Source organism: Rhizobium altiplani, from assembly GCF_001542405.1.
GTDB classification, from domain to species: Bacteria; Pseudomonadota; Alphaproteobacteria; order Rhizobiales; family Rhizobiaceae; genus Rhizobium; species Rhizobium altiplani.
Genome location: NZ_LNCD01000059.1, coordinates 1 through 26,472, shown reverse-complemented (window position 1 = coordinate 26,472; position 26,472 = coordinate 1). Strand labels below are relative to the sequence as shown.

Here is a 26,472-nt window from a genome sequence, read left to right as displayed (position 1 = left end):
AAGCGGGGATGACGGTCGGCGGGCTGGTGGGACAAATTTGTGATCCCGCGCACATAGCACGAGGAATGTCGGATCAAAAATTTCCTTGCTTCATGGATCGATAAATTCTGTTCATAACACGGAGGCTCATGCACCTCGTGTTTGTGACCTCGCACCACCATCTCAGTCATCCGCAAAACGTCTGCGGCCGTCGTGGCCTCGAGTGGCCTGCCGGTGGGCAGGCGTCCCAGCAGTGCCGTTCAAGCTTTTCGCCTTGGAACCTCAGCCTGTCGGCCAGTACCAGAAATTCGAGGTTTCGTTGATTTTCAACCACGATCGTTGACCTTGGCGGCCACTGCTCGACCGACACGTGTTCCCGTCCGTCGTCGAGTTGCGCTGAACACTGCCTAAAGAATATCGCTGCAATCGCAACCACGGCAGCAGCAGCATCGCAAATCCTATAAAAATCACCATTCCCCTTACCATGCCAGTTCGAGATGTCATCAACGTGTATGCCGGTTTCTTCGGCAAGCGCTATCTGGTTCGTACCTGCTTTGGGTCAAAGCACTTCCAGTGACCTGAACGTGACGAATTCCAAGATCCTGGTTGCAAACCGTTCCGAAATCACCATACGCGGACTGCGCGCCGCTAACGAACTCCGGGTATATGCTGAATCGGCGCGACGCATGGTGGATGGGTCGCTCGCGTTGTCCGACCCCCGCGCGAGCGCAAGCCGACAGTGCCATGTTCAAATTCGCATTCAATGTGCATTTCGCGAATGAAAATCTCCATACTTGGTCTCTGCGCTGTGAAAATGTCAATTTGTATTACTAATGAAGAATGCTGTTGGGTTTGGGGAGCATAGATCCACGCTATGGATAGATAGAGAGACATGCGGTTTAAGGGACTTGATCTAAATCTCCTAGTCGTGTTCGACGCTTTGATGACTGAGCGTAAGCTCACGGCGGCGGCGCACAGCATCAATCTCAGTCAGCCGGCCATGAGCGCGGCTGTCGCCCGGTTGCGCGCCTATTTCCAAGATGAGCTGTTTACGATGACGGGCCGCGAATTTATCCCGACGGCGCGGGCGGAAGGTATTGCACCTGCGGTGCGCGAGGCTCTGCTGCAAGTTCAGCTCTCTATTATTTCCTGGCAGCCGTTTGATCCGGCCCAATCGGATCGTCGCTTCAAAATCGCGCTTTCCGATTACGTCACTCTTGTATTTTTTGAAAAAGTTGTGGAGCGTGTGGCGCGGCAAGCTCCCGGCGTCAGCTTCGAATTTTTCCCTCCCGCCGACCACAATGAAGATCTTCTCCAGCGCGGCGACGTCGATCTTCTCATATTGCCGGAAATATTCATGTCGAATGCCCATCCTCATGCGAGGCTTTTCGACGATTTACACGTGTGCGTAGGCTGTCGCTCGAACAAGCAGCTGGCAGAGCCACTTACATTCGAGAGATACATGTCGATGGGGCACGTTGTCGCTAAGTTCGGAAGTTTTCGGAGGCCAGGCCTCGAGGAATGGTATTTGCGCGAGCACGGTCGCAAGAGACGCATCGACGTCGTGGTACACGGCTTCAGCATGATTGCGCCCGTGCTGTCCAACACTGACCGTATAGGAACCATGCCCTTACGGCTGGCGCAGCATTTAGCAAAAACAATACCCCTTCGAATTGTCGACCTTCCGCTGCCACAACATCTTCCCTTCACCGAGGCCGTGCAATGGCATGCGCTTCACAATAGTGATCCGGCAAGCGTCTGGATGCGCGACATGCTATTCCAGGAAGCGGCCCGTATGACATCACCGCTTGTAGCTGCCGAGCCCCTCATCAACCAGGACCAGCACGAATGTTGTCCAGCTCATCTCTGATCTGAAAACTTCGTCGGGCGACTGAACTGCAAAAATGTTGGTATGGCACCGTTGCCGGTGGAGCAGCCCCAATGCCGCGGGTGCGCTTGTCCGCTCCCCGCCCAGCCTTGCGGCCACCACGATCATGAATGGGACATCTGTCGAGATCGCAGTGCTCTGACATTCCGGTGAGTTCGCGTGATCTGTAATCATCTGATCCCGTTTAATCCGCAAGGACACGCCAGAGTATATGGAGGCGATCGGCAACCAAGGAAACCATTTCTTCGATAGACCCGGCAGGTTCCGGATGCCGCGGCCTGGAAAGATCAAGCCGGACAGCGAATTCCAGGATGCGGGGTGGCAGAGCGGGATATCATATCCAGAATCGAACTAATCCATCTCCGAAAGAACCGGCTTGATTTCCCCAGCCATTCGAACGCAAGACTGCGTTTCATATCGAGCATTTTCCGCATTGTATATGCGACCTCACATAACCCTCCAGATTGCGACGTGAAGCCGGCCGGCATTCCGATCAAAGACCGGCCGCCATTCCGATTTGAAGCCGGCCACCGTTCCGATCAAAGACCGGCCAGTTTTCGGCACTGAAGATCACTCCCTGGTCAGCAACTTTGGCATCAAATACCTCGCGATGAACGAGGGGATTTTGTTGCCGGCAAAGACAAGGCTGACCATGAGACATTTGCGACAAATGCTGCGACTTGCAGCAAGCGGAACCAGCTCGCGTGAGATTGCCGTCCTGTTGGGAATTGCGCGAAGCACGGTGCAGTATAATCTGCAGCGCGCAGCGGCGGTTGGGTTAAACTGGCCGTTGCCTGGGGACCTTGCTGACGATGCGCTCGAGAGCAAACTCTTCGCTCGGAATGGCATCAAACAGGGCACGAGAAGGCGGGTCGAGACCAATTGGTCCGAACCGTAGCAGATACCCCTTGTGATTGAGCGTCTCAGCGAAACCTATTTACCCTTCATCGGACCATTGGGTAATTAATTGATGTCATGAGATACATCCAAACGTCGAATAAACCAAAGCAATTACCCTTGCAGCTTGGCCCTGCGGCAGTCCAAGTGATCCATGCAGGCCGTGAGGATCTGACGCGAGAACACTGGGCGATCTCAATCAGCACATTTGCGAGAGAGCCGTCCGAAGAACGGGTCATTCCTGTCAATGGAGTGGAGAGAATCATTTGGGAGATGGATACTCATCATCCAAACAATCGATTTTGCAATCTAGGTAAATTCCGCATAGTGCATTTTGTTGTTCGCCAATTCTTCGGAGCAATCAAAATGCACGTTCTCGATGTTGGGGAAATGGCCCAGCTCTTCGTCAAAGCGTTTAAATTGGTTGCGATTTTCGCTACCGCATGCGTTGTGCTCGAGGTGATCTTTCCGGCTTACCGATACAGCTTTGCCTCGTACATTCGCGGTGCGCGGAATTGGATTATCCGTATCGGATGCGGCACTTTAATTTGGCACTTCTACGCTTTGGGTTTGAAATGGTTGGGGGTTAAGCCGCTCGTAACGATCAATTTTGGTGCGTTGCTTCACTCTAATAACCCGATCGCCAATACTGGCTTCGCCGTCCTTTCGGGCGTTCTAGTCGCGATTGCTGGTGACTTCTTTTACTACTGGATGCACCGTGCTCAGCACGCCGTTCCATTTCTGTGGCGCCTGCACGCGACCCATCATTCAATCCGCGAACTGACGGCGTGGAATTGCAACCACCATATTTCCGAGCCATTTGTTTACGCGGCGTTTGTAGCACTCCCACTCGCGCTAATTCACTTCGAATCAGGCGTCGTGCCCGTTGCTGCCATGGCGCTGATTACCTTTCAGGCCCATCTTTCCCACTCTAGCACACGCTTTAATTTGGGGCCACTTCGGTACCTCATCGGCGATAATAAATTCCATCGTATTCATCACTCCACGGAATTCCACCACCGGCATAAAAACTATGGCTTCTTTACAACCGTTTGGGACACGATTTTCCGTACTGCATACTGGCCGAAAACGAATGAGTGGCCGGAAGTTGGCATGCGAAATCAGCCCGAACCGCTCACCGTACGCGACTTCATTATGTTCCCGTTTGATCAACGCCGCTGGCGCAAAGCTAAAGCCGGAAGTGGTACACAGGGAATTAAAACTGGAGGATTGAACGCGGTAGAGAGAGATGGTCCCATTCATTCGGACAGGAGTTCTGCAATTTAGAGCGCAAAGCGCTGCTTGTTAAGTTGCCGTTTCTATCGTTGGGGGTCGCGCAGCAACTCTGATCCGAGTCCGGTCTGCCGCACTACTGTCAGGCGCAACAGGTCAGGCCGCAGGACAAATTGGCCGATCACATTAAGCGGCTGAACCGGACGGATGCTGAGGAGGGGAAGCTAGAGGCAATCATCCGCCCAGAGACTTATCAATGTGATGCCATCATCCGGCTTGCACAGACCGGTTCTGCCGTTAATCGCGCCAGCGCCTTCGTCAATTCGCTTGTCAGAAGGACCTACGAGAATTTGATCCGCAGACCCGTCTCCTTGTTTCGGAGGGATTTTCTCCATAGTGCGCCCTATAAACTGCGGCGAATCTTCCGAATTGAAAGAACCCCCATTTCAGGCAGATTTCCTTCATGAGCATGCGGTTTTCTGGATCGAGCAGGTCCTCGCGCGCTGCCCGGAGCCGAAGCATCTGTAGATAAGCTGCCGGCGTTGTATTCTTGAAAGCACGAAAACCTGCTTCGAGTGCCCTGGTGGAAACACCCGCTGCATCTGCCACCATTGGCATTGTAATCGGCTGGTTAACATTGGCACACATGAACTCGATCCCACGGCGGACGTGGCCGGGAGCAATCATGTGTGGCTTCTTATCCAGCAGATGCGATAACCGATGAGGCACCATCCGTATTACGACATCGGCTAGCGCCTGCGTAATATGAGCCGTGGCTATGGGACTCTGACAAAGGGGACCATTATCACGTATTCCGTCGATAATCGCTTCCGTGAGATTGCCGATTGTCCGGCCAACTGGCGTTGAAAGGTCGACTTCGGGCAACAGGTCGAGCGAGCCGCTAAACGGGATATCGAAAGTTTCGCCAATGGTCCGTTGGATCAAAGACCAATTAAGCACCAGCTCATCTATTAAATTGGATTGCCCTTGTATAGAAATGCTATCTAGTTCGAAATTCCTGTAAAGAAGCAATTTCTCTTCCCGGGCCTCAGCCATGCGCGAACCGTACGTGACACCCATGCCGCCTCTGCGAGGCACCACGATCGATAGATGCTCTGTAGCTTCAGAACACCACTGAGCGCGGAACTGAAACCCGGTCTGATGGTGACCGGTAATCAATGTTGCGTTTTCACACCCCGCAAGATCGAGCGCCCAATAGAAGTCCCGAGTACGACCGACGAGATCGGCGTCGAATGTGCCGAAAACCGCTCCGAGGGATTCGATCATGCTATCGAACGTCGAGCCACGATATCGAAAAACGGTATTCTCAGCGCTATTTTCCATCATGCATCTCCAGGCTCAATCCTGCTGCTCGGTCATGCTGGTTCAATGACCAAGCCGGTGATCTAGCTGTGTGCTCGTGCATTCCGAGTTGTGATTACGCATCCTCGATTCCCTTCAACGTGCGGCAACATTCGACTTTCCGCGACAGTAAACCGCCCTCTTCGCCGGCTAACTGAGATTGATCTGCGGGCCGCAGTGAGTTTGGCTCGGTCATCAAAGCATCGAACACGACCGGGAGATTTAGATCAAAGTCCTTTGAACCGCAGGTTTCTTCGACAGACGGGTGACCAAATCCCGATCGCCAGAATTTCAATGTGCGTGGGACTGCGTAAGTTTGCCAACGGGCATTCGGCGCTTCGGGTAAGCAGTCGAGGTGCCTCACAGCTCCGGTCCGTTCCGGTCGATTGTCGTACCGGCTGGCCAATCGGAGATTGGCCGTCCAACAGGCAGAATAATGACAAGTGGGTCCTCGACCCGCGTGGGCGGCAAGTCAGTACGCGCGTGTGGCAGCGTGGATCGTACGCTAATCTCCGACACAACAGTCACCGGACAGTTTCGCCCGAACCTCTCAATGTGTTTTTGCAATGCGGGCCGCACCGTGCCGAAAGCAAACGGAACAGCCAGTTCGCGCAACACCGGAAGCATGGCTTGGATCGAATGTCCTATCCCCAAACCCTCAAGATCCGGACGCACACCATATAGTCCGAGCTCAGCCACCAACTGATCGGTTGTGCCAACCTTTATGAAGCGGCGCAGCAATCCCATGTGAGCCGCGACCCCATTAGCGTCATAGGTGATTGCACGAAGCTCAGGTCTTGCTCCGGCCCAGCTTTGGCTGCCCTCGAACGGCTTTGCATTAAAGGCCCCGGTTGGTCCATAGGTCTTTCGAAAAAACTCGGCGAGTTCGACATGTTCGGCGAGTTCCAACTCGCTTTCCCAGCGCAATTTCCACTGCACGTCGGCGCGCATACAAGACCTCTTATTTGCTGTTGACCGGAGTTCGGAGATATCGAACCTTCGTCAAAGTTTATCGCTCGAGTTTGCCGCAAGCAGCAATCGGAACGCGGCGTATCGGCCGCCCAGTCTCTTGAAATTTCCCAGATCCGAGTGATGACATTGGTTCTCAATGTGGCTCTCAAGGGGGATATTCGGTGACCGAAGCGCGATATCATAAGGCCAATCAAATCAGAAATGGCATTACTGCATGAATCGATGAACAGCGCTCATAATGCTCGGTTTCAGGTGGCTCCAGCAGATAAATGGGAACCAATATCTTGCGGATCTTTTGAATTCCTCGCAAAGCCCTGCTCGAACGTCAGCCGCAAACATCGATCGTATTTCCATTTTCGGCCATTGGCCGCATGGCAGAGCCGGACCCTGAAGGATGGCACGAAATACTTTTTGTCGTCGAAGGAGCGCTGCGTTTGATCCAACCAGGCGAGGCGCGGGACTATGCCGCGGGCGAGTTTGTCACCTACAGCACGGCTCAGCACTATTCCTACTGCAACGTTGAGAAGAAGATCGTTCGCTTCATTCGCAACGTCGTCTCGTAGAACGAAATACCGCCCGGCGGGGAGATAGTGCACGTATGCCGTCATTGTGGTGAAACAGCCCGACGAAGTCTAAGATATGAAACAAATTGGCTAAACACCGGACCGCCTGTCCAGAAGCGCGGATCAGCGCAAGCGGAAATGCGGCTCAGATCGAAGCGACAATTAACAGTGTAGTCTTCGTGTAGGCTGTTCAGCTCAATGCGGAGCGTTATAGTTCGACTGAACGTGCTCCAAGAAGAGGGAAAGCAACTCGGCTTGGGTCGAAATATTCAGTTTTTCGTATGCGCGTTTGCGATGGGTCTTCACGGTGGTGATTGAAATTCCGAGATTGTAGGAAATCGATTCCGAGGAGTGACCGCGCAGGATCATTGTCACGACCTCCCGTTCACGCGACGTTAGACAGGCACCAAAGGTTTCGAACCCAATCCTTGCGTTCGGTCTAGGCGCCTCTTCTTCAGATGCAGGTCGGGATTCCGAATAGCTCCAATAGGCGTGGAATGCAGCCTCGATCACCGGCATTCTTGCTTGGAAGAGTCGGATCGCCTCATCCGCAAAGCCGCCTCGGTCGGTAGCGCGATAGAGGCCTATTTCAGCTGTAACCAAATTTCCTAACGAGACTGCAATATCGATCTCTTCGAGGCCCTGTGGCCAGCCTTCAGTGACATAGCCAATCTCTTCACGCTCAGACAGGACCACTTCATATCCCTTGTAGAGCTCGCTTTGGAGATATGCATCGGGGGCCAGGTCACGAATGCGGTAGACGCCAGAGTGGAGCCCCGTCTGATGCCTTTGGAAAAAGGCGTTCAGGACGTAGGTGCTGGTCAGATAGGTCATCATCCCAGCGCGGGCCGTCTCATTTCTGAAGTCATCGTAAAGATGTATTGGCGGTTCAGAGCCGCGGTACACGACCATCGTAAGCGTGTCGACAGCTGCATCCGTTCGGATCCACTCGGCAAGACGCGCACAAAAATCAGTTTCCCGACATGACGCAATCATTTCGCCGATCTGCTTGTACTCTGCTGTATGCAGCATTCGCCCGCCCAAGAAGCCAGCCAGCCCGACCAGGACGCGGTCAACTGCTGGTTTTTTCGGTTTGCGCGCCGAGCGCGGCGCTGTTGGTGTGTTTTAGCGTAGCGGTTCGTATTTTTCTATCGAAGAATCTCGAGCAGCAAGGGCGATGAAAGTCCGCCCGTTTCAGATCGGCCGCGGTTGGGAACGCTCGCAAGTGATCGACGCTGTAGTCCTCTGGGAGGATAGCGGAAAAAGGCACGTTCACGGTAGCTGACCTCAGGCGTCTGCATCAGCAGACATGTTCGAACAGGAGGTAGCCTCATGAAATACGCCCGTATGGTCATTGAAAAGGAATCGCCGGAAGAATACGGCTACGACCTGATTAAGTACAATCTTTCTGAAAGCTCTATTACAGATCAGAGACTGTCTGACATCGGCGTCGTTATTCCGGACGTCAAGCTTCTCTATGGCGAGCATCGTGGCGATCCGGAGCTGCGTAAGCTGGTTGTCGAGAAGGACGACGGCCTATCTGCGGAGCACGTCCTCATGGCTCCTGGTGCTGCGGGGGCTCTGTTTATTATCTCTACTACGCTCCTTTCGCAGAACGACCATCTCGTCGTCGTGCGGCCGAACTATGCTACGAACATCGAAACGCCGAAAGCGATCGGTTGCGAAATCACATATATCGATCTCGATTTCGACAGAGGCTTTTCTGTCGACATCGATAAGGTCGCAAACTCGCTAAGACCCAACACGCGCTTCATCAGCGTCACTTGCCCACATAATCCGAGTGGCACCACGATGTCGCGCGCCGAGCTCGACCGTTTGATTCAGATCGCCGAGGATCACGGCTGCTATCTACTCGTTGATGAGACCTACCGAGATCTGAGCTATGAAGCGAAGCTTCCGACAGCTGCCTCGCTGAGCAAAAAGGCGATTAGCGTAGCCTCGCTTTCGAAGGCATACGGCATCCCGGGTATCCGCGTTGGGTGGCTGATCACGCAGGACGAGGTGCTCTACGAACGCTTCCTTTCTGCGAAGGAACAGATCGCGATTTGCGGTTCGATCCTGGACGAAACTGTCGCTCTCGAGCTCCTCAAGAAAAGCGAGCAGTTCCTCGCGAAGGTGCTGCCGGAAATGCGCAGGCGCCGCGACATCGTTCAAGAATGGATTAATGGCGAGCCTCTCGTCGAATGGGTCAGGCCGTCAGGTGGTGTCGTGGGCTTCCCGCGCCTGAAGGTTTCCGCGGACTTTGACGCCGGCGCCTTCTACAGATCGCTCCTCGACGAGCACGGCACCTATGTCGGGCCTGGCCATTGGTTTCAAATGCCGGGCAACTACTTCCGCGTTGGTTTCGGGTGGCCGACGGAAGAAGAACTTCGTGGTGGTCTGAAGGCGATCTCCGCCGCGCTTGACGCTTACAGATAAGGCAGGTATGCAGCTGTATCCGGCGGCGGTGCAGGTTTCGACGTCACCGTTGCACATGATGCTGCGGAGATCACTCGATGTCTCGAGGCACCAATCTGCAAGCGACGAAGTCGCGGCAAGGAAGCGGCCGCGATTTCGAACGCTCCCAAGGTCTGCCAAGTAACTCACACTGCAGACGAAAATGAACCTCAATGAAGAGATCATGGTGCTCAGGATTCAGCTGGCCACTAAGGCTGCAAAACGCGCAGCTGAGAAAGAGGCTGGAGCGGTTTAAACGACTGAATAACGCGACCCGTTGCCCTCTTGAGCGGGATTGATTTCAAAGTACGTTAAACGGCGACAGGCCGCCGTATTTGGCGTTCCAGTTGTAAAAGGTCGTCTCGGAAATCCGCTGCCTACGGCAAAGATCTGCCGCTTTCGCTTCGGCCTCCTGCTCCTTCAACACCGCTATGATCTGCTCTTCCGTAAATCGCTGCTTCTTCATAAATCCGCCTCAATGGGCCGAACTCTAATCCATATTGTAGGGAAATACAGTGGCAGGTCAGTTTCTTCCACGTTTGAGTGCGGCAGAAAGACGTGCCAATCCGCTTACGATTTGGCCGCCGATTGGGTGACTTTCAAACTCAGCCGCGTGGAACGCCAAGGGTGGTCGACCGCCGGACACGCTGCATCTTCCCTGCGCTACGTCACTCTGTGGAAAAGCTCTAGCCGCTGCACTCACGTCCGACCCTATGGCACCGGTACGCAGCGAGTGTGACACTTCAACTCCTCGTTTTCTCGCGCTGCTATCGCACGCTCGTGAACAGTGCGATCCGGTTTGTTTCCCGGATCTCGAATTTCATCGTTGCGCCGTCTCGTACGAGCAGCGGGGTGCGGCGATCGATACGCGCGTGGAGGGTTTCCACTGCTCCTGCAACTACGAGGCCCTTCTGCCCCATTTGGTCCGCTGGAACAAAAACTGGATCAAACACCGGCCGGCAACATTGAAAACGTCGCGCCGCTTCAGTCATTGTTATCGTTGGGGAACAATAGGGTTGGCTACCGTCGCCTCCCAAGAGCGCTATCTTCCCGGCAAGAGGCGTCGGGTAGCCGTCAAAGATTGTAAATGAGGTAAGCCCAGCCCGTAAACCTTCTTCGTCAACAAATAGCGAGTGCATGTCGTCGAAGCGGATCATCTGAATCAGATCGCTTCCAATTAAGTCGGAGATCGCTGCAATGCTGTTTCGATCACAAAGCTCAGCAGCACGAAAGGTAGCGGTGTCGGAATCCAACAAATACACGAAATTTTCCATATTCTTTACCCTCAAATTCTTGAAAAAGGCCCGCTGCCGAGGTTGCCTGGCAATGATGGAGAGGCTCGTATGCCATCCGCGAGCTTGCTTTGAGACGGCGATCATCTGCCGGCCGGTCGGGGCACTGCCGGAAGACGCTATGCGGATCTTGCGGGTCGGTAAAATCGATTGTTTGGATTGGACCCATTTATGTTTCACATGGCTGCAAGTCCAATACACGAAGTCGCTTGCCGAGGCGGCCAACCAGCTTCAGTGACTGGTGGAGCGCGAGAATTTAATCGCACGCGGAGTCTCCACCACACAGCCTTATAAGAATCAAACAGACCTCCACAGCTGTGCTTAATGGGGGTGGGTGTTGGTGGGGTCTTGTATCCGAGCGATGAGTGCGCCTGGAAATGGTTGTACAACACGACGACAGAACACCCACGGGACCGCCGTTCGCGAGCTTTTGTATCCGTGGCATCCCTGGTCCGGGCGGTTTGTTCACGTCCATGAGGCGTTGTCCAAAGGGACGCATATTTTCCGCTGCAACCTTTCTGGGTCTTCTTCTGATCGACTTCTTGAAGTCCCAGCATGGATGTTCGACCGCTCCGTGAGTGGTTTTTGGCGCAGCCTGCAAGTTCCGCACGTCGCACGTCGATATCGCGACACTGCATAGTTTGGCGAAGTTACTGGAAGTCGCCGATGCTTCATCTACGCGGGGCCAAGTATGATGAAGGTCTCGCTTTTTGCGATCCCCTCGCGCGAACGGACCGCTGTCACAAGCGCGTTGAGTTCGCTCATGGTGGAGACCTCGACTTCCGCGATCACGTCCCAGGTCCCATTCGTATTATAGGCAGCAGCAATTCCTGGAATACGCTTGATCGCCGCTATGACCCCCTTGACTGGGGAGTCGGCAAATTCAATCAGCATAACAGCTCGAAGCTGATCATCGCGAACTTCGTCCCGCAGACGGACCGTAAACCCCCTGATGTCCCCGTTTTCGATCAAGCGATCGAGACGCCTCTGCGCCGTTACCCTCGAGACCCCTAATATTTGCGCCAGCTGAGGAATAGAGGCGCGGCCGTTGATGCGGAGCTCGGCGATCATACGGTGATCGAGACTGTCCATCAAGAAGTGTACCTTTTGGTGACCGTGTGTATCGAAATCGTCAGTTTAGCTTAAAAATAAACACTTTGCGTTCTTTTTCGTGCAGCGTCTTCAGCATAATTTGGGCACAACAAAAACGGGGAGCACGCTGACGTCTAGTCTGGCGACGCAGCGTCAATCGCGACAATCCAGTGGCACCTTCCTCTTCAGCCCCGTCGGGCTGCGACTCTTTGCGTTCATCGAAGATTTTTGGTTGCGAAACCCCACCGGAGGAGAAGAAAATGGGATCATTCAAGCGTATTGCGGCTGCAGTTGCCGTGGCCGCCAGCATGTGTCTTGTGAATGTCGCTCGTGCGGACGATTTGGAGAAAATTCAGTCGGCGGGCAAATTGTCGGTCGCCATGTCTGGCGTCTTCCCGCCGTTCAGCTTCGTCGACGACAACAACAAGGTCGTTGGCTTCGACGTCGACATCGCATCTGAAATCGCCCGGCGGCTGAAGGTCGAGCCCGAAATTATCACAACGCAATGGGACGGCATCATCGCTGGCCTCCTTACCAAGCGTTATGACACGATCATCGGTTCGATGACGATCAACGAGGAGCGCAAGAAGGCAGTCGACTTCGTCGGCCCCTATTACCGATCAGGCATTGGAGTGTTCGTAAAAAAGGGTTCGTCCTCGACCAAATTGAGCGACCTCGATGGCAAGACCGTTGGCGCGACGCTCGGCGAGGTGTCCGAGAAATGGGCGCGTGACCAAAAGAAGTTCGATGTCCGAACCTATAAAGGACTGCCGGAGCTGATGCTTGAGCTCAATTCCGGCCGAGTTGATGCCATTGTATCCGACGACGTGCCCGTTATCGTGGCCATCCACAAAAGCGGCGCTGCCATCGAGCAGATCAAGGACAGCAGTTTGCCGAAGTACGATATCGGCATTGCTATCCGAAAGGAAAACCCTGAACTCGCGGCCGCGATGCAGAAGGCGCTCGACGATATGATGGCAGATGGCACGTACGAAGCCATCGCGAAGAAGTGGATCGGAATGGACATTCGAAACTAATTGTCCTCCCGGACGAAAGCTTCCGCCATGGATATTAATCTCATATTGAAGATATTGCCGTTCGTGGCGGAAGCTGGCTTGATGACCATCAAGCTCGCCGTCGCGAGCTTCATGATCGGGGTGGCAGTTTCTGCACTGCTGGTAGCCGCGCGATTCTCCACGCATTTTGGAATCCGCGCAATCGCTACTGCCTACGTTAGCGTCATGCGCGGCACGCCTCTGTTGGTCCAGCTATTCCTTGTTTTCTTTGGAACCTCCCAATTCGGAATGGAGCTGACGCCTTTCGTCGCCGGCATCCTCACGCTCGGTTTCAATATCGGAGCCTACATGTCCGAAGGGATGCGTGGTGCGATCCTGTCGGTGGACAAAGGCCAGACGGAGGCGGCAAGGACCTTGGGCTTTGGTCGCTTCGACACAATGCGTCTATTCGTGCTTCCTCAAGCGCGGCCCCTTGTGTTGAGGTCGCTTGGAGTTAACACGGTCATTCTGACAAAAGGCACTGCGCTAGTCTCAACAATCGGGGTCGTCGAGCTGACATATTCAGCCCAGCGCTTCGTCACTTCGACTTACAAGCCGTTCGAAGTCTTCGGAGTGGCTGGCGCGGCCTACATCATCATTATCGCTGTGATCCTTGCAATAGCGCGCTTCGCTGAGGCGTCTTACGGAGGAGCGACCGCTCCATGACCCTCGATTTCGGTGTGATACTTCCTTACTGGCCGGTGATCCTCCAGGGGCTGGGATGGACCGTTTTGGTGACGGCCCTTGCGGGAACGCTCAGCATCGTTCTGGGCACGGGCATTGCGCTCACCGCGCAATACGGAGCGGCGGCGCTCATCGTCCCCATGAGAGCGATCATATTTCTGTTTATGGCGACCCCGTTGTTGCTACAGCTTTACCTTCTGTACTACGGGCTGTCGCAAATCGGCATAATGCTCCCGGCCTTCTGGACGGGCGTCGCGGGACTGGGAGTGCACTACGCAGCCTATAATGCGGACATTGTTCGCTCGTCCTTGCAGGCTGTCGATCCAGGTCAGACGGAAGCAGCAAGAACGCTCGGCTTCGGCCGCTGGGCGACGCTCAGACATTTCATCGTTCCGCAGGCCCTATTGATAGCGTTCCCGAGCGTCGGGAATAACTGCATCATTCTCCTCAAGGATACGGCAGTCCTCTCGGTGATTGGTATCACCGAGCTGGTCCTGGAGTCCCAGCGGGCAATCAGCGAAACCTATCGACCCTTCGAATTCTATTTCACCGCTGCCGTTTGCTACTACGTCGTCAACCTGGTGATGGAGTGGTTGCTCGCCGGCGCAGCCAGAAGAGCGGAGGAAATCCGATGAAAGCAGATTCAACAATGATCAAGTTGCAACAGATCCGTAAGTCCTACGGTAGCCTCGAAGTGTTGAAGGGGATTGATCTCAGCGTTGAGCGGGGAAAAATTGTCTCGATCATCGGTCCGAGCGGCTCCGGCAAGAGCACCCTGCTACGCTCGATCAATATGCTGGAGGCAATATCAGGCGGCGAGATTTGGCTCGACGGCCAGCAGGTGAACCGGCCGCTCAAGGGGTGCGCTTTCGAAAAGCATATAAACCAGATCCGACAGCAGATGGGCATGGTGTTTCAGCAGTTCAATCTATTCCCGCATTTAACAGCGCTGCAGAACATCACGATTGGTCCCATTCGGCTGAAGGGACTGTCCAAGAGAGAAGCTGAGGACCTCGGAAAAACGCTACTCGCGAAAGTCGGCCTGTCGGACAAGGGAAACGTGTTTCCAGCCCGTCTGTCTGGCGGTCAGAAGCAACGTGTCGCCATCGCGCGGGCTCTTGCAATGCAGCCGAAGGTGATGCTTTTCGACGAGGCCACCTCGGCGCTCGATCCGGAACTGGTCGACGAGGTCAACCTTGTCATGAAGCAGCTCGCCAGCGAACACATGACGATGCTCATTGTGACGCACGAGATGCGATTTGCAGCTGAGGTTTCCGACCACGTCATGTTTATGGACGCCGGCGTCGTCGTCGAACAAGGACCTCCGGACGAAATCTTTGTCAATCCTAGCGAGGGGCGCACGAAGAGCTTTCTGCGCAAGCATTTGGCGTCGTAAAAAATTGGCGCTCATCAACGTTTCGAAGGAGTTCAGACTTGTTTCTAACGAGCGAGCAGCTTGACGAAATTACAACGTTCAGACATAGCCTCCATCGCCGCCCGGAGATTTCTGGCGAAGAAGTCGAGACGGCAAGCGCAGTCATCGATGCGCTTCGCGCCGTTGGCGCGGACGAGGTTTTAACCGGGATCGGCGGGCATGGTGTTGCGGCGATCTTTTCAGGCAGGGAAGATGGGCCAAGCCTGATGTTCCGCTCCGAGCTCGACGCATTGCCGATAGACGAAATCTCCGACCTTCCCTACCGATCCGAGGTTCCCGGCAAGGGCCATCTTTGTGGCCACGATGGACACACGGCCACTCTCATTGCGCTCGCCAAGGGACTTGGCGAAAGGCGCCCTTCGCGCGGAAGAGTGGTCCTGATGTTCCAACCATCGGAGGAGAATGGCGTCGGCGCGGCGGCGGTCGTCGCGGACGCGAAGTTTGCTGCGATCAGACCAGACCTGGTCTTCTCGCTTCACAATTTCCCAGGACTTCCTCTTGGGCATAGCGCATTGAGGGAGGGTCCCATCAACTGCGCGTCCCGAGGATTGAAGATCGCATTGACCGGAAAGACCGCCCATGCGTCTTCGCCAGAGGAGGGAACAGCACCGACATTCGCTGTTGCAAGGCTGCTTGAGGGGCTCACGGCCTTGGGCCGCGGCATGACCGTAGATGAGCATTTCCTGCAGGTGACAATTACCTATGCCAGATTGGGCGAACGCGCCTTCGGAATCAGCCCTGGATATGCCGAGGTTTGGGCGACACTCCGAGCCCTTTCTGATGACGCGATGGCGGAGCTGGTCACAGCTGCTGAAAGGCTCGTTCACCTTGAAGCTGAAGCGGCCGGCCTAACTGTAAGCATAGAATACCAAGACGTATTCCCCCAAAGCAGCAATGCGCCCCAGGCTGTTGCCGAACTGAGAAAAGCCATGACGGATGAAGGCGTGAGCTTCGATGATGGCAATGGAATATTGCCCATGCGAGCCGGAGAGGACTTCGGAGTGTTCGGACGCGTTGCGCCATCGGCGATGTTCTTTCTTGGCGCCGGAGTTAATCACCCTGGTCTTCACAACCCAGACTTCGACTATCCGGATCCCCTGATCGGTATTGGGGCGGGAGTTTTCATGCGAACAGTTCGCAACATCCTTGGCTGATTGAAATTGGGGCTGGGCCGGGACAAATTTGCCTTGACCCAGCGCCATCATAAACTAGCGGTTCAATGTGCGGCGGCTGTCGCAACTGCGTCTACACATACCCTTCATCTCACGACCGAACGATCGGTTGGGCGATAGTGCCGCCAAACAGCCGATAGCTGCTATTTGGGCGACGAGCGGAACAGGAAATCGCTTTGTCCGGCCGGTCGGCGATGGCGCGAATAAAAGAACAGAGAGCTTCGCAAACGCTAACAGGTGGGGGAGTGTCTCCGCAGTTCGGCAACTTTTCCAGGGCCCGGCTTGTTTCCAGCGGTAGATGCGGTTAGCGCCCGACGCTCCGTTCTCCTAACGGCCGAACGTTGTCAGGATGCAAGGAAGCGACCTCCCATCGCAGATCACCTCGACGCGGAGTTACCGGGGCCGTATCGTCTGGCAGCCCGCGCCCCGAGAGGAGCCGGTGACGGCGCTCACGGCACGGCGCGGTTGCGCTGACAACTGGCGGCCTTGCCGATTTGCTGATCCTGTCGTTTTGGAAGCGCAGCGTGATGGTAACCCGGCGTCCAATTCTTGACTGTGGGGCAATCCGCGGCATGGAAGACCGGCCCCGTTCGCGTTTGAACATGGCCGGGTAGTTCATCACCGTTGCCCCCGGCTCGCACTTTCCCTTGCGGATCCGAAACAGCTAGCGGGACAGGATTCCCGAGATCTCTGTCAGAGTGCGGTCGATCTCTTCGAGAGTATTGTAGTGCACTGGGCCGATACGCACGCCGCCGCCCGAATCGAGGATGCCGAGCCGAAGATTTGCTTCCAGCCCATAATTGTGGCCGCTCCAAACATGAATACCCTTCGAAGCCAAGTGGCGAGCAATGTCGGCCGATGGAACCCCTTCCGCCACAAAGGTTACAGTCGATACGCGGCGATCGAGGCTTCTGGCATCACTGATCCCCAACACCCGAACTCTGTTGTGCGCTCGAAGCCCGTCGATCAGCTTGAGAGCCAACAGATCGTCATGATGTTTCATGGCCTTATAGCCACCGTCCAGACGTGCGCGGAGACCGGACGCGGATGTGGTGCCTGCGAATTGGTCGCCGAGCGCCGCTATGTAGTCAATAGCGGCATGGACCCCAGCCAACTGCTCCCGGTTCGTCGTACCGTTGGTAAATCGCCATGGCAACGTATCGGACGCTGCGCGTACCTTATAGGGTCTCACCCGGTCGAGGACGGATCTGCGGCCCCAAAGAAGGGCATAGTGCGGACCGAAAAACTTATAGGCGGAGCACACGAGGAAATCGCAGCCGAGCCGCTGGACATCTATCAATCCATGAGGCGCGTATTGCACGGCATCCACGTAGACAAGTGCGTCGGCACGGTGCGCGATCTGCGCAAGCGCTTGGACGTTGTTTATTGTGCCGGTGATGTTGCTTGCGTATCCGACTGCGACCAGCCTGGTTTTGTCGCTGATCAGCTTGACGAGGTCGTCCGGATCAAATTCATAGGTTTCGGTTGAGAAATCCAGCCACTTGACGCTCAAGTTCAGGTCCTCTGCAAGCATCAGCCACGGAGCGACGTTCGCGTCGTGATCCATGCGCGAGAGTATTATCTCGTCGCCGGCGCTCAACAGCGAGCCTATGCTGCGCGACATGGCAAAGGTGAGGGCGGTGGCGCTTTGGCCGAAAAAGACCTCGCCTTCTTCGTAGGCATTGACGAAGGCCTCCGCCGCCCGGTGTGCAGCCTCGACCCTTGAGGCCGCTTCAAGCGACGTGTCGAAAAAGCCCCCAAGGTTTCCGTTCGCATTGATCATCATATCGGTCATGCGTTCGATCACCGAGGCGGCGACCTGCGTCCCCGCGGGATTATCAAGGAAAACTGCCTGCCGATCGTGTTTCTTGCGTTGGAGCCCGGGAAAATTCCGTCTAACCGATTCAACGTCATAGTTCATTCTTTAGGTTCCTTGGCGGTTGATAGACCCGCAGTGACGACGTCAAAGGCGGGCTCTGATCAGAAAGTTGGCGGAGTGTTGACCCACAGAATCCTCGCTTCACCGTCGCCCAGGTTCTGGTAGGAATGGGGAAGCGGGGACTCGAAATAGAAGGAATCTCCCTCATGGAGGAGGACTGGATGACCGTCGACTGTCAGCTCCAGGGTTCCAGCCAAGACGTAGCCGAACTCCTGCCCCATATGGCTGATGGGTTCCGAACTCCCGCCTCCGGCCGCCACGACATGGATATTGATCTGCAGAAGATATCCCGGGCCGCTTGGGACAAGTTTTTCGAGGGTAACCTGGTTTCCCGCGCGTCGATGGCCTGTAACAAGCCGGGCCCTCTCGTTCTGGCGTACGACAAGCACCGGCCCGTGATCCTCCGCAGGTGTCGCGAACAACTCGCTCATGTTCGTACCGAGGGCTTGAACCAATTTGTGAAGCGTCGCCATCGAGGCTTGCGAGCGATCGTTTTCGAGCTTTGAGAGATAGCCTTCCGTCACACCGATCTTTTCGCCAAGCTCCGCTAGGCTGATGCCCATAAGCAGACGGGCGTGCCTGAGCTTCGCGCCGATCTTGAGTGACTGATCTTGGTTTTGCATGGTCCGGCCTTTTCCCCTCTAAGCCTTGGCGGCCTCTAAGACCGCACGGCACAGTACTTCGCACCCATCCCCTACATGCATGGGCTCGGACCACTCAAGTGGGTTGTGGCTGATGCCGTTTCGCGAGGGGATGAAAATCATCGCGGAGGGCACGACGGCCGCGAGGTTGCTGGCGTCGTGCATCGCACCGCTGGGGAGGCGCAACGATGGCATCGACAGGGAAGACGCCACTTTCTCGACCGCGTCTTTAAGGTCGCGATTAAACGAAGCAGGTCGAACGTTCATGATGCGGTTGATGGAGAACCCGAAACCCAGCTTCTTGAGCGGCTCGCCCTGATCGGCCATGAGCCGCTCGACCCTGTCGAGAACGTGTTCGTCGATATGACGCAGATCGAGCACCAGCCGCGTGCGACCGGGTATGGTGTTGGTGGAATTCGGCTCGACTTCGACACGGCCGAATGTGACCCGAACATCAGGGTCGATGTCCATAGCTCGTTCGACAAAGCCCAAGGCGTATCGTGACGCCGCGAGAAAGCTGTCCCGGCGATTGTTCATGGGGGTCGTCCCGGCATGAGCGTCCTGGCCGAGAAAATCAATTTCAAACCATCGGACTCCCTGGACACCTTCCACGATGCCGATCGTTGCGCCGGCATTCTCCAGCACGGGGCCTTGTTCGATGTGCATCTCGAAATAGGTCGATATTTGCGGAGGGCGATCCTGCCCCGCATATCCGATGCGTGCGAGTTCGGCGTAGTATCGGCTGCCGTCGGAACTGGAGATCGAACTCTCGTCGCCAGCTGGCAAGGCGCCGACGAAACCGCACGATCCCGTTAGCCCAGGTTTGAAGCGAACGCCTTCCTCGTTGGTCCAATTGACGATGGCGATTGGCGCCTCGGTTTCAATCCCGGCGTCGTTCAGCGCCCGGACGATTTCAAGTCCTGCCATGACCCCAAGCACACCGTCGAAGCGACCGCCATGGGGCTGGGTGTCAAGGTGGCTTCCAATCAGCACCGCGGGCAGATCATCGCGAGCGCCGGGGCGGATCGCATAAATGTTGCCGAAGTTGTCGACACGCACCTCGCATCCGGCCGCGGTCACCCAGAAGCGGAAGAGATCGCGCGCCTCTTTGTCTTCGTCGGTCAGGGAGAGGCGGCAGCTGCCGTTTCCTTCAATCGCGCCGATTTCCGCAATGCGCATGATCGAGCTCCAAAGCCGGCTCGAATTCGTGAGAGTGGCAGCGCTGTGCGTCAAAGGGCGATCCACGTCGTTTTCAACTCGGTGTATTTGTCGAAGGCATGAAGCGATAGGTCTCGCCCGGTCCCCGATTGCTTCACGCCGCCGAACGGAGTCCTGACGTCAACGTTGTCGACAAGGTTGACGCTGACGCTCCCCGCATGAAGGCGCCGGGCAACGCGGTGCGCCTGCGAAAGGTCGTTTGTCCAGACCGAGGCGCCCAAGCCGTAAATGGAGGCGTTTGCATACCCGACCGCCTCGTCTTCGCTTTCGAACCGGGTGACGGCCAGAACCGGGCCGAATATCTCGTCCTGCGATAGCGTCGAACCAGGCTCCACATTGGTGAAGATTGTCGGCTCGATGAAATAGCCTCCGCTGCCGGTCAACGCTCTGTCGCCGCCTGCAACCAGCGTCGCGCTCTTTTTCCCGAGATCGATATAGCCACTGACTTTTTCGAGATGCTCCTCGCTGACGAGCGCGCCCATTCCTGATGCGGGGTCGAGCGGGTCGCCGGGCTGAAATTTCGAAACTTCGCCCTTCAGCCTTTCAACAAACTCGTCATGGATTGACGCGTGAACGTAGAGCCTGGAGGTCGCCGAACATACTTCGCCCTGATTGAAGTAGATTCCAAGGGCCGCGGCGGACGCAGCCGCTCCGATGTCGGCCACGGCCGGGAAGACGATGTTGGCGCTCTTTCCGCCGCATTCAAGCCAAACCCGCTTCATGTTCGATTGGGAGGAATAGCCAAGGAACATCTTTCCGACCTCGGTGGAGCCCGTAAAGGCAACACAGTCGACGTCAGGATGAAGTCCGATTGCCCGTCCCGCATCCGCTCCCAGGCCTGGGAGGACGTTGAACACGCCCGGGGGAATACCAGCGTCCGCAGCAAGTTCTGCCAGTCGCAAAGCACTCAGCGGCGATTGTTCGGCGGGCTTTAGAATGACGCTGTTGCCCGCCGCCAGTGACGGCGCGCATTTCCATGCAGCCATTTTCAGTGGAAAGTTCCAAGGGACGACAGCGCCGACGACGCCAACGGGCTCGCGGGTCACCATCGCCAGTCGGTTTTCGTCGGTCGGTATCACCTCGTCCACAAGCTTGTCGACAGCTTCCCCGTACCAGCGAAACACGGCGGCCGCGCTCGGCACGTCCAGTTTGGTCGAGTCCGTTATCAGCTTACCCATATTCATGGTTTCGAGGAGCGCCAGCTCTTCGCGGTTCTGCATGATCAGGTCCGCCAGGCGCACCAGCACACGGCCGCGCTCGGCCGGATCGCAACGCGACCAGTCACCCTTGTCGAAGGCCTTGCGCGCCGACCGGACCGCGGCATCGACATCGGAGGCATCATAGGCGCCGATAGCTGCCAGTATTTTCCCCGTGGCGGGGTTTACGGCGTCAAAGGTCTTCCCGCCCGCCGGATCTACATGCTTCCCGCCGACGAAGGCGCGGGTGGGGATTCGAACGGATTTTGCCGCATCGTGCCAAAAATCTTTGGAGTGCGAGACATCACTCATGGGCTGAGGTCCTCCTTCATTTTCGCCCATTGCTATTGTCACGAAGAGGCCATGTCAAGTGACTTTCCTGCCCAGAATTCAGAGTGATTCATTATAAACCATTGAAAAGAAGATATTTAGCAGGGCTGACCGAATGTATCTAGGTGATATTGGCTCCGATGTTGCTCGCGTAAATTCACCATAGGATAGGTACTTGACTATTTGGAAATAGTCTTGCCTTATGCGAAAAAACTAGAGGAGGGGCTGCGGAATGGTCGACGCGTCGAGCGACGAAATTTTGCTTAGAACCAGAGGGCTCACCAAAAGCTTCCGAGGGTTGATCGCGCTTCGCGATCACCAGATCGATTTGCGCAAAGGCGAGATTGTCGGCGTCATCGGGCCGAACGGGTCGGGAAAGAGCACGCTGTTCAACTGCATCACCGGGTTTTCGAAACCCACCGCGGGAGAGGTGTTTTTCAGGCACGACCGCATCAGCGGTTTGCGACCATCCGCAGTGGTCGCAAAAGGCCTGGCGCGGACGTTTCAAGGCTCCCGGCTATTCGTATCTCTGACGGTGCGGGAAAATGTCAGGGCCGCAGCTCATCTGAGGCACCAGACGAACATCTTCGAAGCCGTTCTGCTCACCAGGCGATATTTTGCGACGCAGGAGGCGGCAAACGGCCAGGCGGAGGAACTTCTCTCCTTGGTGGGGCTGTCACACCACGCCGACCGGCTCGCTTGCGAACTTCCTTACGGCGATCAGCGACGGCTCGAGATCGCCAGAGCGCTGGCGACCGCCCCCGACATCCTTCTGCTCGACGAGCCCGCCGCGGGCCTTGATTCCGCAGAGACCAAACAGCTCGCCGACTTGATCAGACGTATCCGGGACAGTCGAGGCGTGACGGTCGTCGTGGTCGAACACGACATGGACCTGATCATGAATCTCTGCGAGCGCATCCAGGTGCTGGCTGCAGGAGAGGTTATCTGCGTCGGAACACCACAGGAAGTGCGCGCGCACCCGCGGGTGAGGGAGGCCTATCTCGGCCATGAATAGCAATGCGGGCACTCGGCTGGAAATCTCGAATCTCACCGTCTCATTCGGCGCCGTGCGCGCGTTAAAGGGGGTCACGCTCAGCGTGGGGCATGGGGAGGTCGTAGCCTTGTTGGGCTCCAATGGCGCGGGCAAGACGACCACTTTAAGAACGGTATCCGGTCTCACAAGGCCGTCATCCGGCGCCGTGACGTTCGAAGGGACGAGTATTCTCGGCCTCACTCCTGAGAAAATCGTCAAGCTGGGCATTTCCCAGAGCCCCGAGGGAAGGCGGCTTTTTGGCGGCTTGAGCGTCGCCGACAATCTGCGCCTGGGAGCCAGTACAAGGTCTGACGCTCATCAAGTCGCGGCAGATCTTGACAACATGTTCACGCTGTTTCCGATCATCAAGCAGCGCATGTCGCAACTTGCAGGAACCCTCTCGGGCGGAGAACAGCAACAAGTGGCTTTGGCACGGGCATTGATGGCCTCACCACGGCTTCTGCTTCTCGATGAGCCGTCCCTCGGCGTCGCACCGCTCCTTGTCCGGCATATTTTCGAAGCCCTTCGAGAGCTAAAGCGGCGCGGCATGACGATGCTTCTGGTCGAACAGAACACGGCTCTGGCTCTGGACCTGGCGGATCGCGCATACGTGCTTCGAAATGGTCAGGTCGTGCTTACCGACGAAGCGTCCGATCTTCGGGTAGGCGACCGTGTCGCTCAGGCCTACTTGGGAGCATCACAATGAATTTCTGGGACTATGTGCTTCAACAGCTCCTGAATGCGGTAAGCCTCGGCAGCCTCTACGCCCTCGTCGCAGTCGGGCTTTCGATCATATTCGGGATCATGCGTCTGACCAATTTCGCCCATGGGGACGTCATGATGGTCGGAGCCTTCGGTGCCGTTCTCTCCATCGCTGCAGGCGTTCCATTCATTCCGGCAATCGTCATAGGCGTCGCTGTCGCCTCAGTCCTGGGCATCCTCATTGAACGCATCGCCTATCGACCCATCCGCAAAGCGCCGGATGTTGCGCGTCTGCTGACAAGTCTCGCGGTGACATACATTCTCGAGAATGTGGGTATTGTCATCTTCAGTTCGTCGCCGCGCAACTTTCCGATACCAACGTGGCTCGATGGGTCGTGGCAGCTCACAGGGGGCATCACCCTCACGAACATTACCCTGTTGACGATCGCGGTTTCGGCAGGCTCGCTGGTGCTGCTTGGCTGGTTCACCACGCGTACCACCGCGGGACTGGGAATGCGTGCCGCCGCTGAGGATGCGGATGCCGCGCAGCTTGTGGGCCTCAACGTCAATAAGCTGATTGTCATCGCCTTCCTGCTCGCCTCGGCCTATGCCGGGCTGGCCGGGGTCTTGTGGGCAGCTCAGGCGGGGGCGGTCGATCCCCAGATGGGCTTTACTCCGCTGCTGAAAGCCTTTGTGGCAGCGATCATCGGCGGTTTCGGCTCGATCGCCGGCGCCCTAGTGGGCGGGTACATGTTGGGTGCCTTGGAAATTCTGATCGTCGCTTTCCTGCCTTCGTCCGTGTCGCCCTACAGGGACGCGATCGTCTTCGCGTTGCTCATCGCTTTCCTGCTGTTCAGGCCCGGCGGCCTTCTCCAACCCAATCGCGAGATCAAGCTCTGATGTTGAAGTCACACGCAATCGGCGTCGCCCTCATCGCGCTCGCCATCTCGGCAGCATGGCTTCTGCCTGCAATAGCCAGCGACTATGTCAGCCGGATATGCCTTCTTATGGCGCTCAACGGCATCTTCGTGCTTTCGCTTGCGCTGACCAATGGCTTTACCGGGGTTTTTTCTCTCGGTCACGTTGGTTTCATTGCGGTCGGGGCTTACGCTTCGGGCATTCTCTCCCTTTCCGTTCAGCAGAAGTCGGCGCTGCTCCCCAACCTTCCTTTCTTGATCGCCCAAATGCATCTCGGGTTTTTCCCAGCCACCATTGTGGCTGGACTGATCGCGGCAGCTCTCGCGGTTATCGTCGGATTTCCGCTCATGCGACTGTCGGGTAACTTTGTGTCCGTCGCCACGATGGGTTTTCTCATTATCGTGAATGTCGTGCTGATCAATGCAAGCGACTTCACGCGCGGAGCCCGCACGTTCACAGGGGTGCCCGTCGACGCCAATTTGATGTGGGCGGTGGGGTGGCTCGCCATCACCTTCTATATCCTATGGCGTCTTGTTCATTCGCCCTTCGGACGAGCGATGAAGTCGGTCCGGGACGACCAGCTCGCCGCCAGCGCAGTCGGAATAAGCGTATTGCGAACGCGTCTGACCGCCTTTGTGGTGGGTGCATTCTTTGCAGGCGTCGGCGGATCGATCTTTGCGCACTACCTCGGTTCGTTTTCGCCGAAGACGTTCTACTTTGCGATGACAATGAACATCGTTGCGATGTTGGTCCTTGGCGGAATGGGGTCGCTCTCAGGGGCCCTGATCGGCGTCGTTTGCATATCGCTGATCACAGAAGTCCTACGGTCCGTGGAGAGGGGCTTCACACTTGGTGCCTTCGAAGTCCCGGCCGTTTTCGGCGCGAGCCAGATCATCCTCGGACTCATCTTCATAGTTGTCATGATCTTCAGGCCGAAGGGGATCATGGGCGACCGGGAGTTCACTCTCGGTTCAAAAGCTCGGCAATAACCAAGCAAAAGGGGTAACACTATGCCAAGCCTTTCCAGGCGTGCCACGCTCACTCTCGGAATGATGGCCGCGATGATGCTCGCGACCACAGCCTCCGCCGCCGATGCGATCAAGATCGGATTTCCGGCCAATATCACGGGGATCGAGGCTTCATTTGACGGACCCATGTTGAACGGCGCGAAGCTCGCGGTGTCGGAGATCAACGCCGCCGGTGGTGTTCTTGGCCGCCCGATCGACCTTGTTACCTATGACACCAAGAGCGACACTGCGACGATCTCGACGGTCACGAGCCAGATGATCGAGAGCGATAAAGTCAAAGCGTTTATCGGTTTTGCCGATCCGGACAGCGTGTTGGCGGCGGCTCCTCAGATCGAAGCCGCAAAAATTCCTTTGATCACGCCTGGCGCTACGTCGCCGAAGCTTCCCCTGCAGGTCGGCACGCAGGTTTTCCTGGCCTGCTTTGGGGATAACGTCCAGGCGGCGGTCGGAGCGGAGTTCGCGCTCGAGAAGCTCAATGCCAAGAAGGGGTACCTGATCACCGACATGGGTATGGAGTATACGACCCTGCTCGCCGAATACTTTACGAAAGCCTATGAGAACGGTGGCGGCAAGCTGCTGGGAACGGATACCTACAAAACCGGCGACAAGAACTTTACCGCCCAGGTGACGAAAATCAAAGCCCTGGGTGAGAAGCCGGATTTCATTTTCATCTCGGCTGGAGGCGACGACATCGGCCTTATCCTCAAGCAACTGCGCCAAGCCGGGGTCGATATCCCTGTCGTCGGCGGTGACGGCTACGACACGCCGCTTCTCTTGGAGATGGGTGGTCCGGCTGCCAACAACACCTATTTCACGACGCACAGCTTCATTGGTGAGGGCGCTTCGCCGAAAGTCGCCGCGTTCATGGAAGCATACAAGAAAGCGTACGGGCGTGCTCCGGAGAACACCTTCGCAGCTCTCGGCTACGATGCCATGAAGCTGATGGCGGACGCCATCAAGCGCGCCGGCAGTGACGACCCGGCAAAAATCCACGAGGCCATCAAGACGACTGCTGGCCTTGAAGGTGTCACCGGTACGATCACCTACAAGGACGGCAATCCAGTGCCGGAGAAGTCCGTGACCGTCATCGGCGTGAAGAATGGCAAGCTCTACCTTGCTTCGGAAGAAGCCCCTTCGTTCGTGCCGGCACCATGACCCGTCCCTCCCGACACCCTTTGTGGGATATGTATCGGGAGGTGATCTCCTCGGCTGACTTCGTAGACCTGACCCATGCGTTCGGTCCGGGTCAGCCGAGGTTTTCAAGCTTCCCCGATGAAGAGAGAAGGCTCGTGATGGATTTCGACAGAGGCGATATCGCACAAGTCCATCGCTATAGCTTCGTCGGTCAGTGGGGGACGCATGTCGACCCGCCTGTCCATTTCGTTA

25 protein-coding genes and 1 pseudogene are annotated in these 26,472 nt (G+C 56.3%); 16 read left to right on the top strand and 10 right to left on the bottom strand.

Annotation, left to right across the window (positions count from 1 at the left end; genetic code table 11):
- The first annotated feature begins 871 nt into the window (after nucleotides 1–871).
- The 3 genes from AS026_RS12745 (at nucleotide 872) to AS026_RS12735 (ending at nucleotide 4,051) form a co-directional block, all read left to right on the top strand.
- Nucleotides 872–1,849 carry a LysR family transcriptional regulator gene (locus tag AS026_RS12745; RefSeq protein ID WP_028748646.1) on the top strand — a complete coding sequence of 326 codons (978 nt, stop codon included), beginning with the start codon at nucleotides 872–874 and terminating at the stop codon, nucleotides 1,847–1,849.
- A 628-nt stretch (nucleotides 1,850–2,477) separates the two neighbouring features.
- Nucleotides 2,478–2,765 (top strand): sigma factor-like helix-turn-helix DNA-binding protein, encoded by a 288-nt coding sequence (locus AS026_RS44195; protein ID WP_328285785.1) that lies wholly within the window; start codon nucleotides 2,478–2,480, stop codon nucleotides 2,763–2,765.
- A gap of 77 nt (nucleotides 2,766–2,842) precedes the next feature.
- A complete protein-coding gene (locus AS026_RS12735; RefSeq protein ID WP_235777153.1) occupies nucleotides 2,843–4,051 on the top strand; it encodes a sterol desaturase family protein in 1,209 nt (402 codons plus the stop codon).
- A 276-nt stretch (nucleotides 4,052–4,327) separates the two neighbouring features.
- Here AS026_RS12735 and AS026_RS12730 read toward each other — a convergent pair whose 3' ends face one another.
- Entirely contained in the window at nucleotides 4,328–5,344 is a 1,017-nt protein-coding gene (locus AS026_RS12730; RefSeq protein WP_028748644.1) for a helix-turn-helix transcriptional regulator, read from the bottom strand.
- A gap of 375 nt (nucleotides 5,345–5,719) precedes the next feature.
- Nucleotides 5,720–6,310, bottom strand: coding sequence for a NodA family N-acyltransferase (locus tag AS026_RS12725; RefSeq protein WP_028748643.1), 591 nt, complete (start codon nucleotides 6,308–6,310; stop codon nucleotides 5,720–5,722).
- Between the two features lie 455 nt (nucleotides 6,311–6,765).
- Here AS026_RS12725 and AS026_RS44000 point away from each other — a divergent pair, with 455 nt between their 5' ends.
- Entirely contained in the window at nucleotides 6,766–6,894 is a 129-nt protein-coding gene (locus AS026_RS44000) for a hypothetical protein (protein WP_268871451.1), read from the top strand.
- Nucleotides 6,895–7,089: 195 nt separating this feature from the next.
- On the opposite strand, the gene AS026_RS12715 is transcribed toward AS026_RS44000, so the two are convergent.
- Nucleotides 7,090–7,926 (bottom strand): helix-turn-helix transcriptional regulator, encoded by an 837-nt coding sequence (locus tag AS026_RS12715; protein ID WP_007539333.1) that lies wholly within the window; start codon nucleotides 7,924–7,926, stop codon nucleotides 7,090–7,092.
- A 300-nt stretch (nucleotides 7,927–8,226) separates the two neighbouring features.
- On the opposite strand from AS026_RS12715, the gene AS026_RS12710 reads away from it, so the two are divergent.
- Nucleotides 8,227–9,333, top strand: coding sequence for an aminotransferase class I/II-fold pyridoxal phosphate-dependent enzyme (locus tag AS026_RS12710; protein ID WP_028748641.1), 1,107 nt, complete (start codon nucleotides 8,227–8,229; stop codon nucleotides 9,331–9,333).
- A 340-nt stretch (nucleotides 9,334–9,673) separates the two neighbouring features.
- Here the strand turns inward: AS026_RS12710 and AS026_RS12705 are convergent.
- The 3 genes and pseudogenes from AS026_RS12705 to AS026_RS12695 form a co-directional block, all read right to left on the bottom strand.
- Nucleotides 9,674–9,817, bottom strand: a pseudogene (locus AS026_RS12705) (transposase); the annotation flags it as partial.
- Between the two features lie 301 nt (nucleotides 9,818–10,118).
- The gene (locus tag AS026_RS12700) at nucleotides 10,119–10,823 is read right to left on the bottom strand and encodes a DUF3846 domain-containing protein (RefSeq protein ID WP_245307465.1); all 705 of its coding nucleotides are present in this window, start codon (nucleotides 10,821–10,823) and stop codon (nucleotides 10,119–10,121) included.
- Nucleotides 10,824–11,318: 495 nt separating this feature from the next.
- Nucleotides 11,319–11,735 (bottom strand): Lrp/AsnC family transcriptional regulator, encoded by a 417-nt coding sequence (locus tag AS026_RS12695; RefSeq protein WP_028748640.1) that lies wholly within the window; start codon nucleotides 11,733–11,735, stop codon nucleotides 11,319–11,321.
- Nucleotides 11,736–11,995: 260 nt separating this feature from the next.
- Between AS026_RS12695 and AS026_RS12690 the strand changes: the two genes are divergently transcribed.
- Genes AS026_RS12690 through AS026_RS12670 form a run of 5 tightly spaced genes read left to right on the top strand, consistent with a single transcriptional unit; the run spans nucleotide 11,996 to nucleotide 16,063 of the window.
- Nucleotides 11,996–12,772: a transporter substrate-binding domain-containing protein gene (locus tag AS026_RS12690; protein ID WP_051321156.1), complete on the top strand. Its 777-nt coding sequence runs from the start codon at nucleotides 11,996–11,998 to the stop codon at nucleotides 12,770–12,772.
- Between the two features lie 27 nt (nucleotides 12,773–12,799).
- A complete protein-coding gene (locus AS026_RS12685; protein WP_028748638.1) occupies nucleotides 12,800–13,456 on the top strand; it encodes an amino acid ABC transporter permease in 657 nt (218 codons plus the stop codon).
- Nucleotides 13,453–14,109: an amino acid ABC transporter permease gene (locus AS026_RS12680; protein ID WP_028748637.1), complete on the top strand. Its 657-nt coding sequence runs from the start codon at nucleotides 13,453–13,455 to the stop codon at nucleotides 14,107–14,109. The genes AS026_RS12685 and AS026_RS12680 overlap by 4 nt, the downstream gene beginning before the upstream one ends.
- Complete coding sequence (locus AS026_RS12675) at nucleotides 14,106–14,870, top strand: amino acid ABC transporter ATP-binding protein (protein WP_028748636.1); 765 nt, start codon at nucleotides 14,106–14,108, stop codon at nucleotides 14,868–14,870. Before AS026_RS12680 ends, AS026_RS12675 begins: the two co-directional genes overlap by 4 nt.
- A gap of 38 nt (nucleotides 14,871–14,908) precedes the next feature.
- The gene (locus AS026_RS12670) at nucleotides 14,909–16,063 is read left to right on the top strand and encodes an amidohydrolase (protein WP_028748635.1); all 1,155 of its coding nucleotides are present in this window, start codon (nucleotides 14,909–14,911) and stop codon (nucleotides 16,061–16,063) included.
- Between the two features lie 682 nt (nucleotides 16,064–16,745).
- Here the strand turns inward: AS026_RS12670 and AS026_RS12665 are convergent.
- The 4 genes from AS026_RS12665 to AS026_RS12650 are packed head-to-tail and all read right to left on the bottom strand — an operon-like array spanning nucleotide 16,746 to nucleotide 21,387.
- Nucleotides 16,746–18,002: a cysteine desulfurase-like protein gene (locus AS026_RS12665; protein ID WP_028748634.1), complete on the bottom strand. Its 1,257-nt coding sequence runs from the start codon at nucleotides 18,000–18,002 to the stop codon at nucleotides 16,746–16,748.
- 59 nt (nucleotides 18,003–18,061) lie between these two features.
- A complete protein-coding gene (locus AS026_RS12660) occupies nucleotides 18,062–18,643 on the bottom strand; it encodes a cupin domain-containing protein (protein WP_007539317.1) in 582 nt (193 codons plus the stop codon).
- A gap of 18 nt (nucleotides 18,644–18,661) precedes the next feature.
- Entirely contained in the window at nucleotides 18,662–19,906 is a 1,245-nt protein-coding gene (locus tag AS026_RS12655) for a M20 family metallo-hydrolase (RefSeq protein WP_082728512.1), read from the bottom strand.
- On the bottom strand, nucleotides 19,891–21,387 hold the full coding sequence (locus AS026_RS12650) for an aldehyde dehydrogenase (RefSeq protein ID WP_028748632.1): 1,497 nt from the start codon (nucleotides 21,385–21,387) through the stop codon (nucleotides 19,891–19,893). The genes AS026_RS12655 and AS026_RS12650 overlap by 16 nt, the downstream gene beginning before the upstream one ends.
- A 250-nt stretch (nucleotides 21,388–21,637) precedes the next feature.
- Here AS026_RS12650 and AS026_RS12645 point away from each other — a divergent pair, with 250 nt between their 5' ends.
- The 6 genes from AS026_RS12645 to AS026_RS44190 form a co-directional block, all read left to right on the top strand.
- Nucleotides 21,638–22,420: an ABC transporter ATP-binding protein gene (locus AS026_RS12645; protein ID WP_028748631.1), complete on the top strand. Its 783-nt coding sequence runs from the start codon at nucleotides 21,638–21,640 to the stop codon at nucleotides 22,418–22,420.
- Nucleotides 22,413–23,144 carry an ABC transporter ATP-binding protein gene (locus AS026_RS12640; protein WP_028748630.1) on the top strand — a complete coding sequence of 244 codons (732 nt, stop codon included), beginning with the start codon at nucleotides 22,413–22,415 and terminating at the stop codon, nucleotides 23,142–23,144. The genes AS026_RS12645 and AS026_RS12640 overlap by 8 nt, the downstream gene beginning before the upstream one ends.
- Complete coding sequence (locus AS026_RS12635; RefSeq protein WP_007539304.1) at nucleotides 23,141–24,040, top strand: branched-chain amino acid ABC transporter permease; 900 nt, start codon at nucleotides 23,141–23,143, stop codon at nucleotides 24,038–24,040. The genes AS026_RS12640 and AS026_RS12635 overlap by 4 nt, the downstream gene beginning before the upstream one ends.
- The gene (locus AS026_RS12630) at nucleotides 24,040–25,047 is read left to right on the top strand and encodes a branched-chain amino acid ABC transporter permease (RefSeq protein WP_028748629.1); all 1,008 of its coding nucleotides are present in this window, start codon (nucleotides 24,040–24,042) and stop codon (nucleotides 25,045–25,047) included. The genes AS026_RS12635 and AS026_RS12630 overlap by 1 nt, the downstream gene beginning before the upstream one ends.
- A gap of 21 nt (nucleotides 25,048–25,068) precedes the next feature.
- The gene (locus AS026_RS12625) at nucleotides 25,069–26,241 is read left to right on the top strand and encodes an ABC transporter substrate-binding protein (protein WP_007539300.1); all 1,173 of its coding nucleotides are present in this window, start codon (nucleotides 25,069–25,071) and stop codon (nucleotides 26,239–26,241) included.
- The coding region (locus tag AS026_RS44190) for a cyclase family protein (RefSeq protein ID WP_144443507.1) at nucleotides 26,238–26,472 on the top strand (235 nt) is incomplete at its 3' end. The genes AS026_RS12625 and AS026_RS44190, both read left to right, overlap by 4 nt.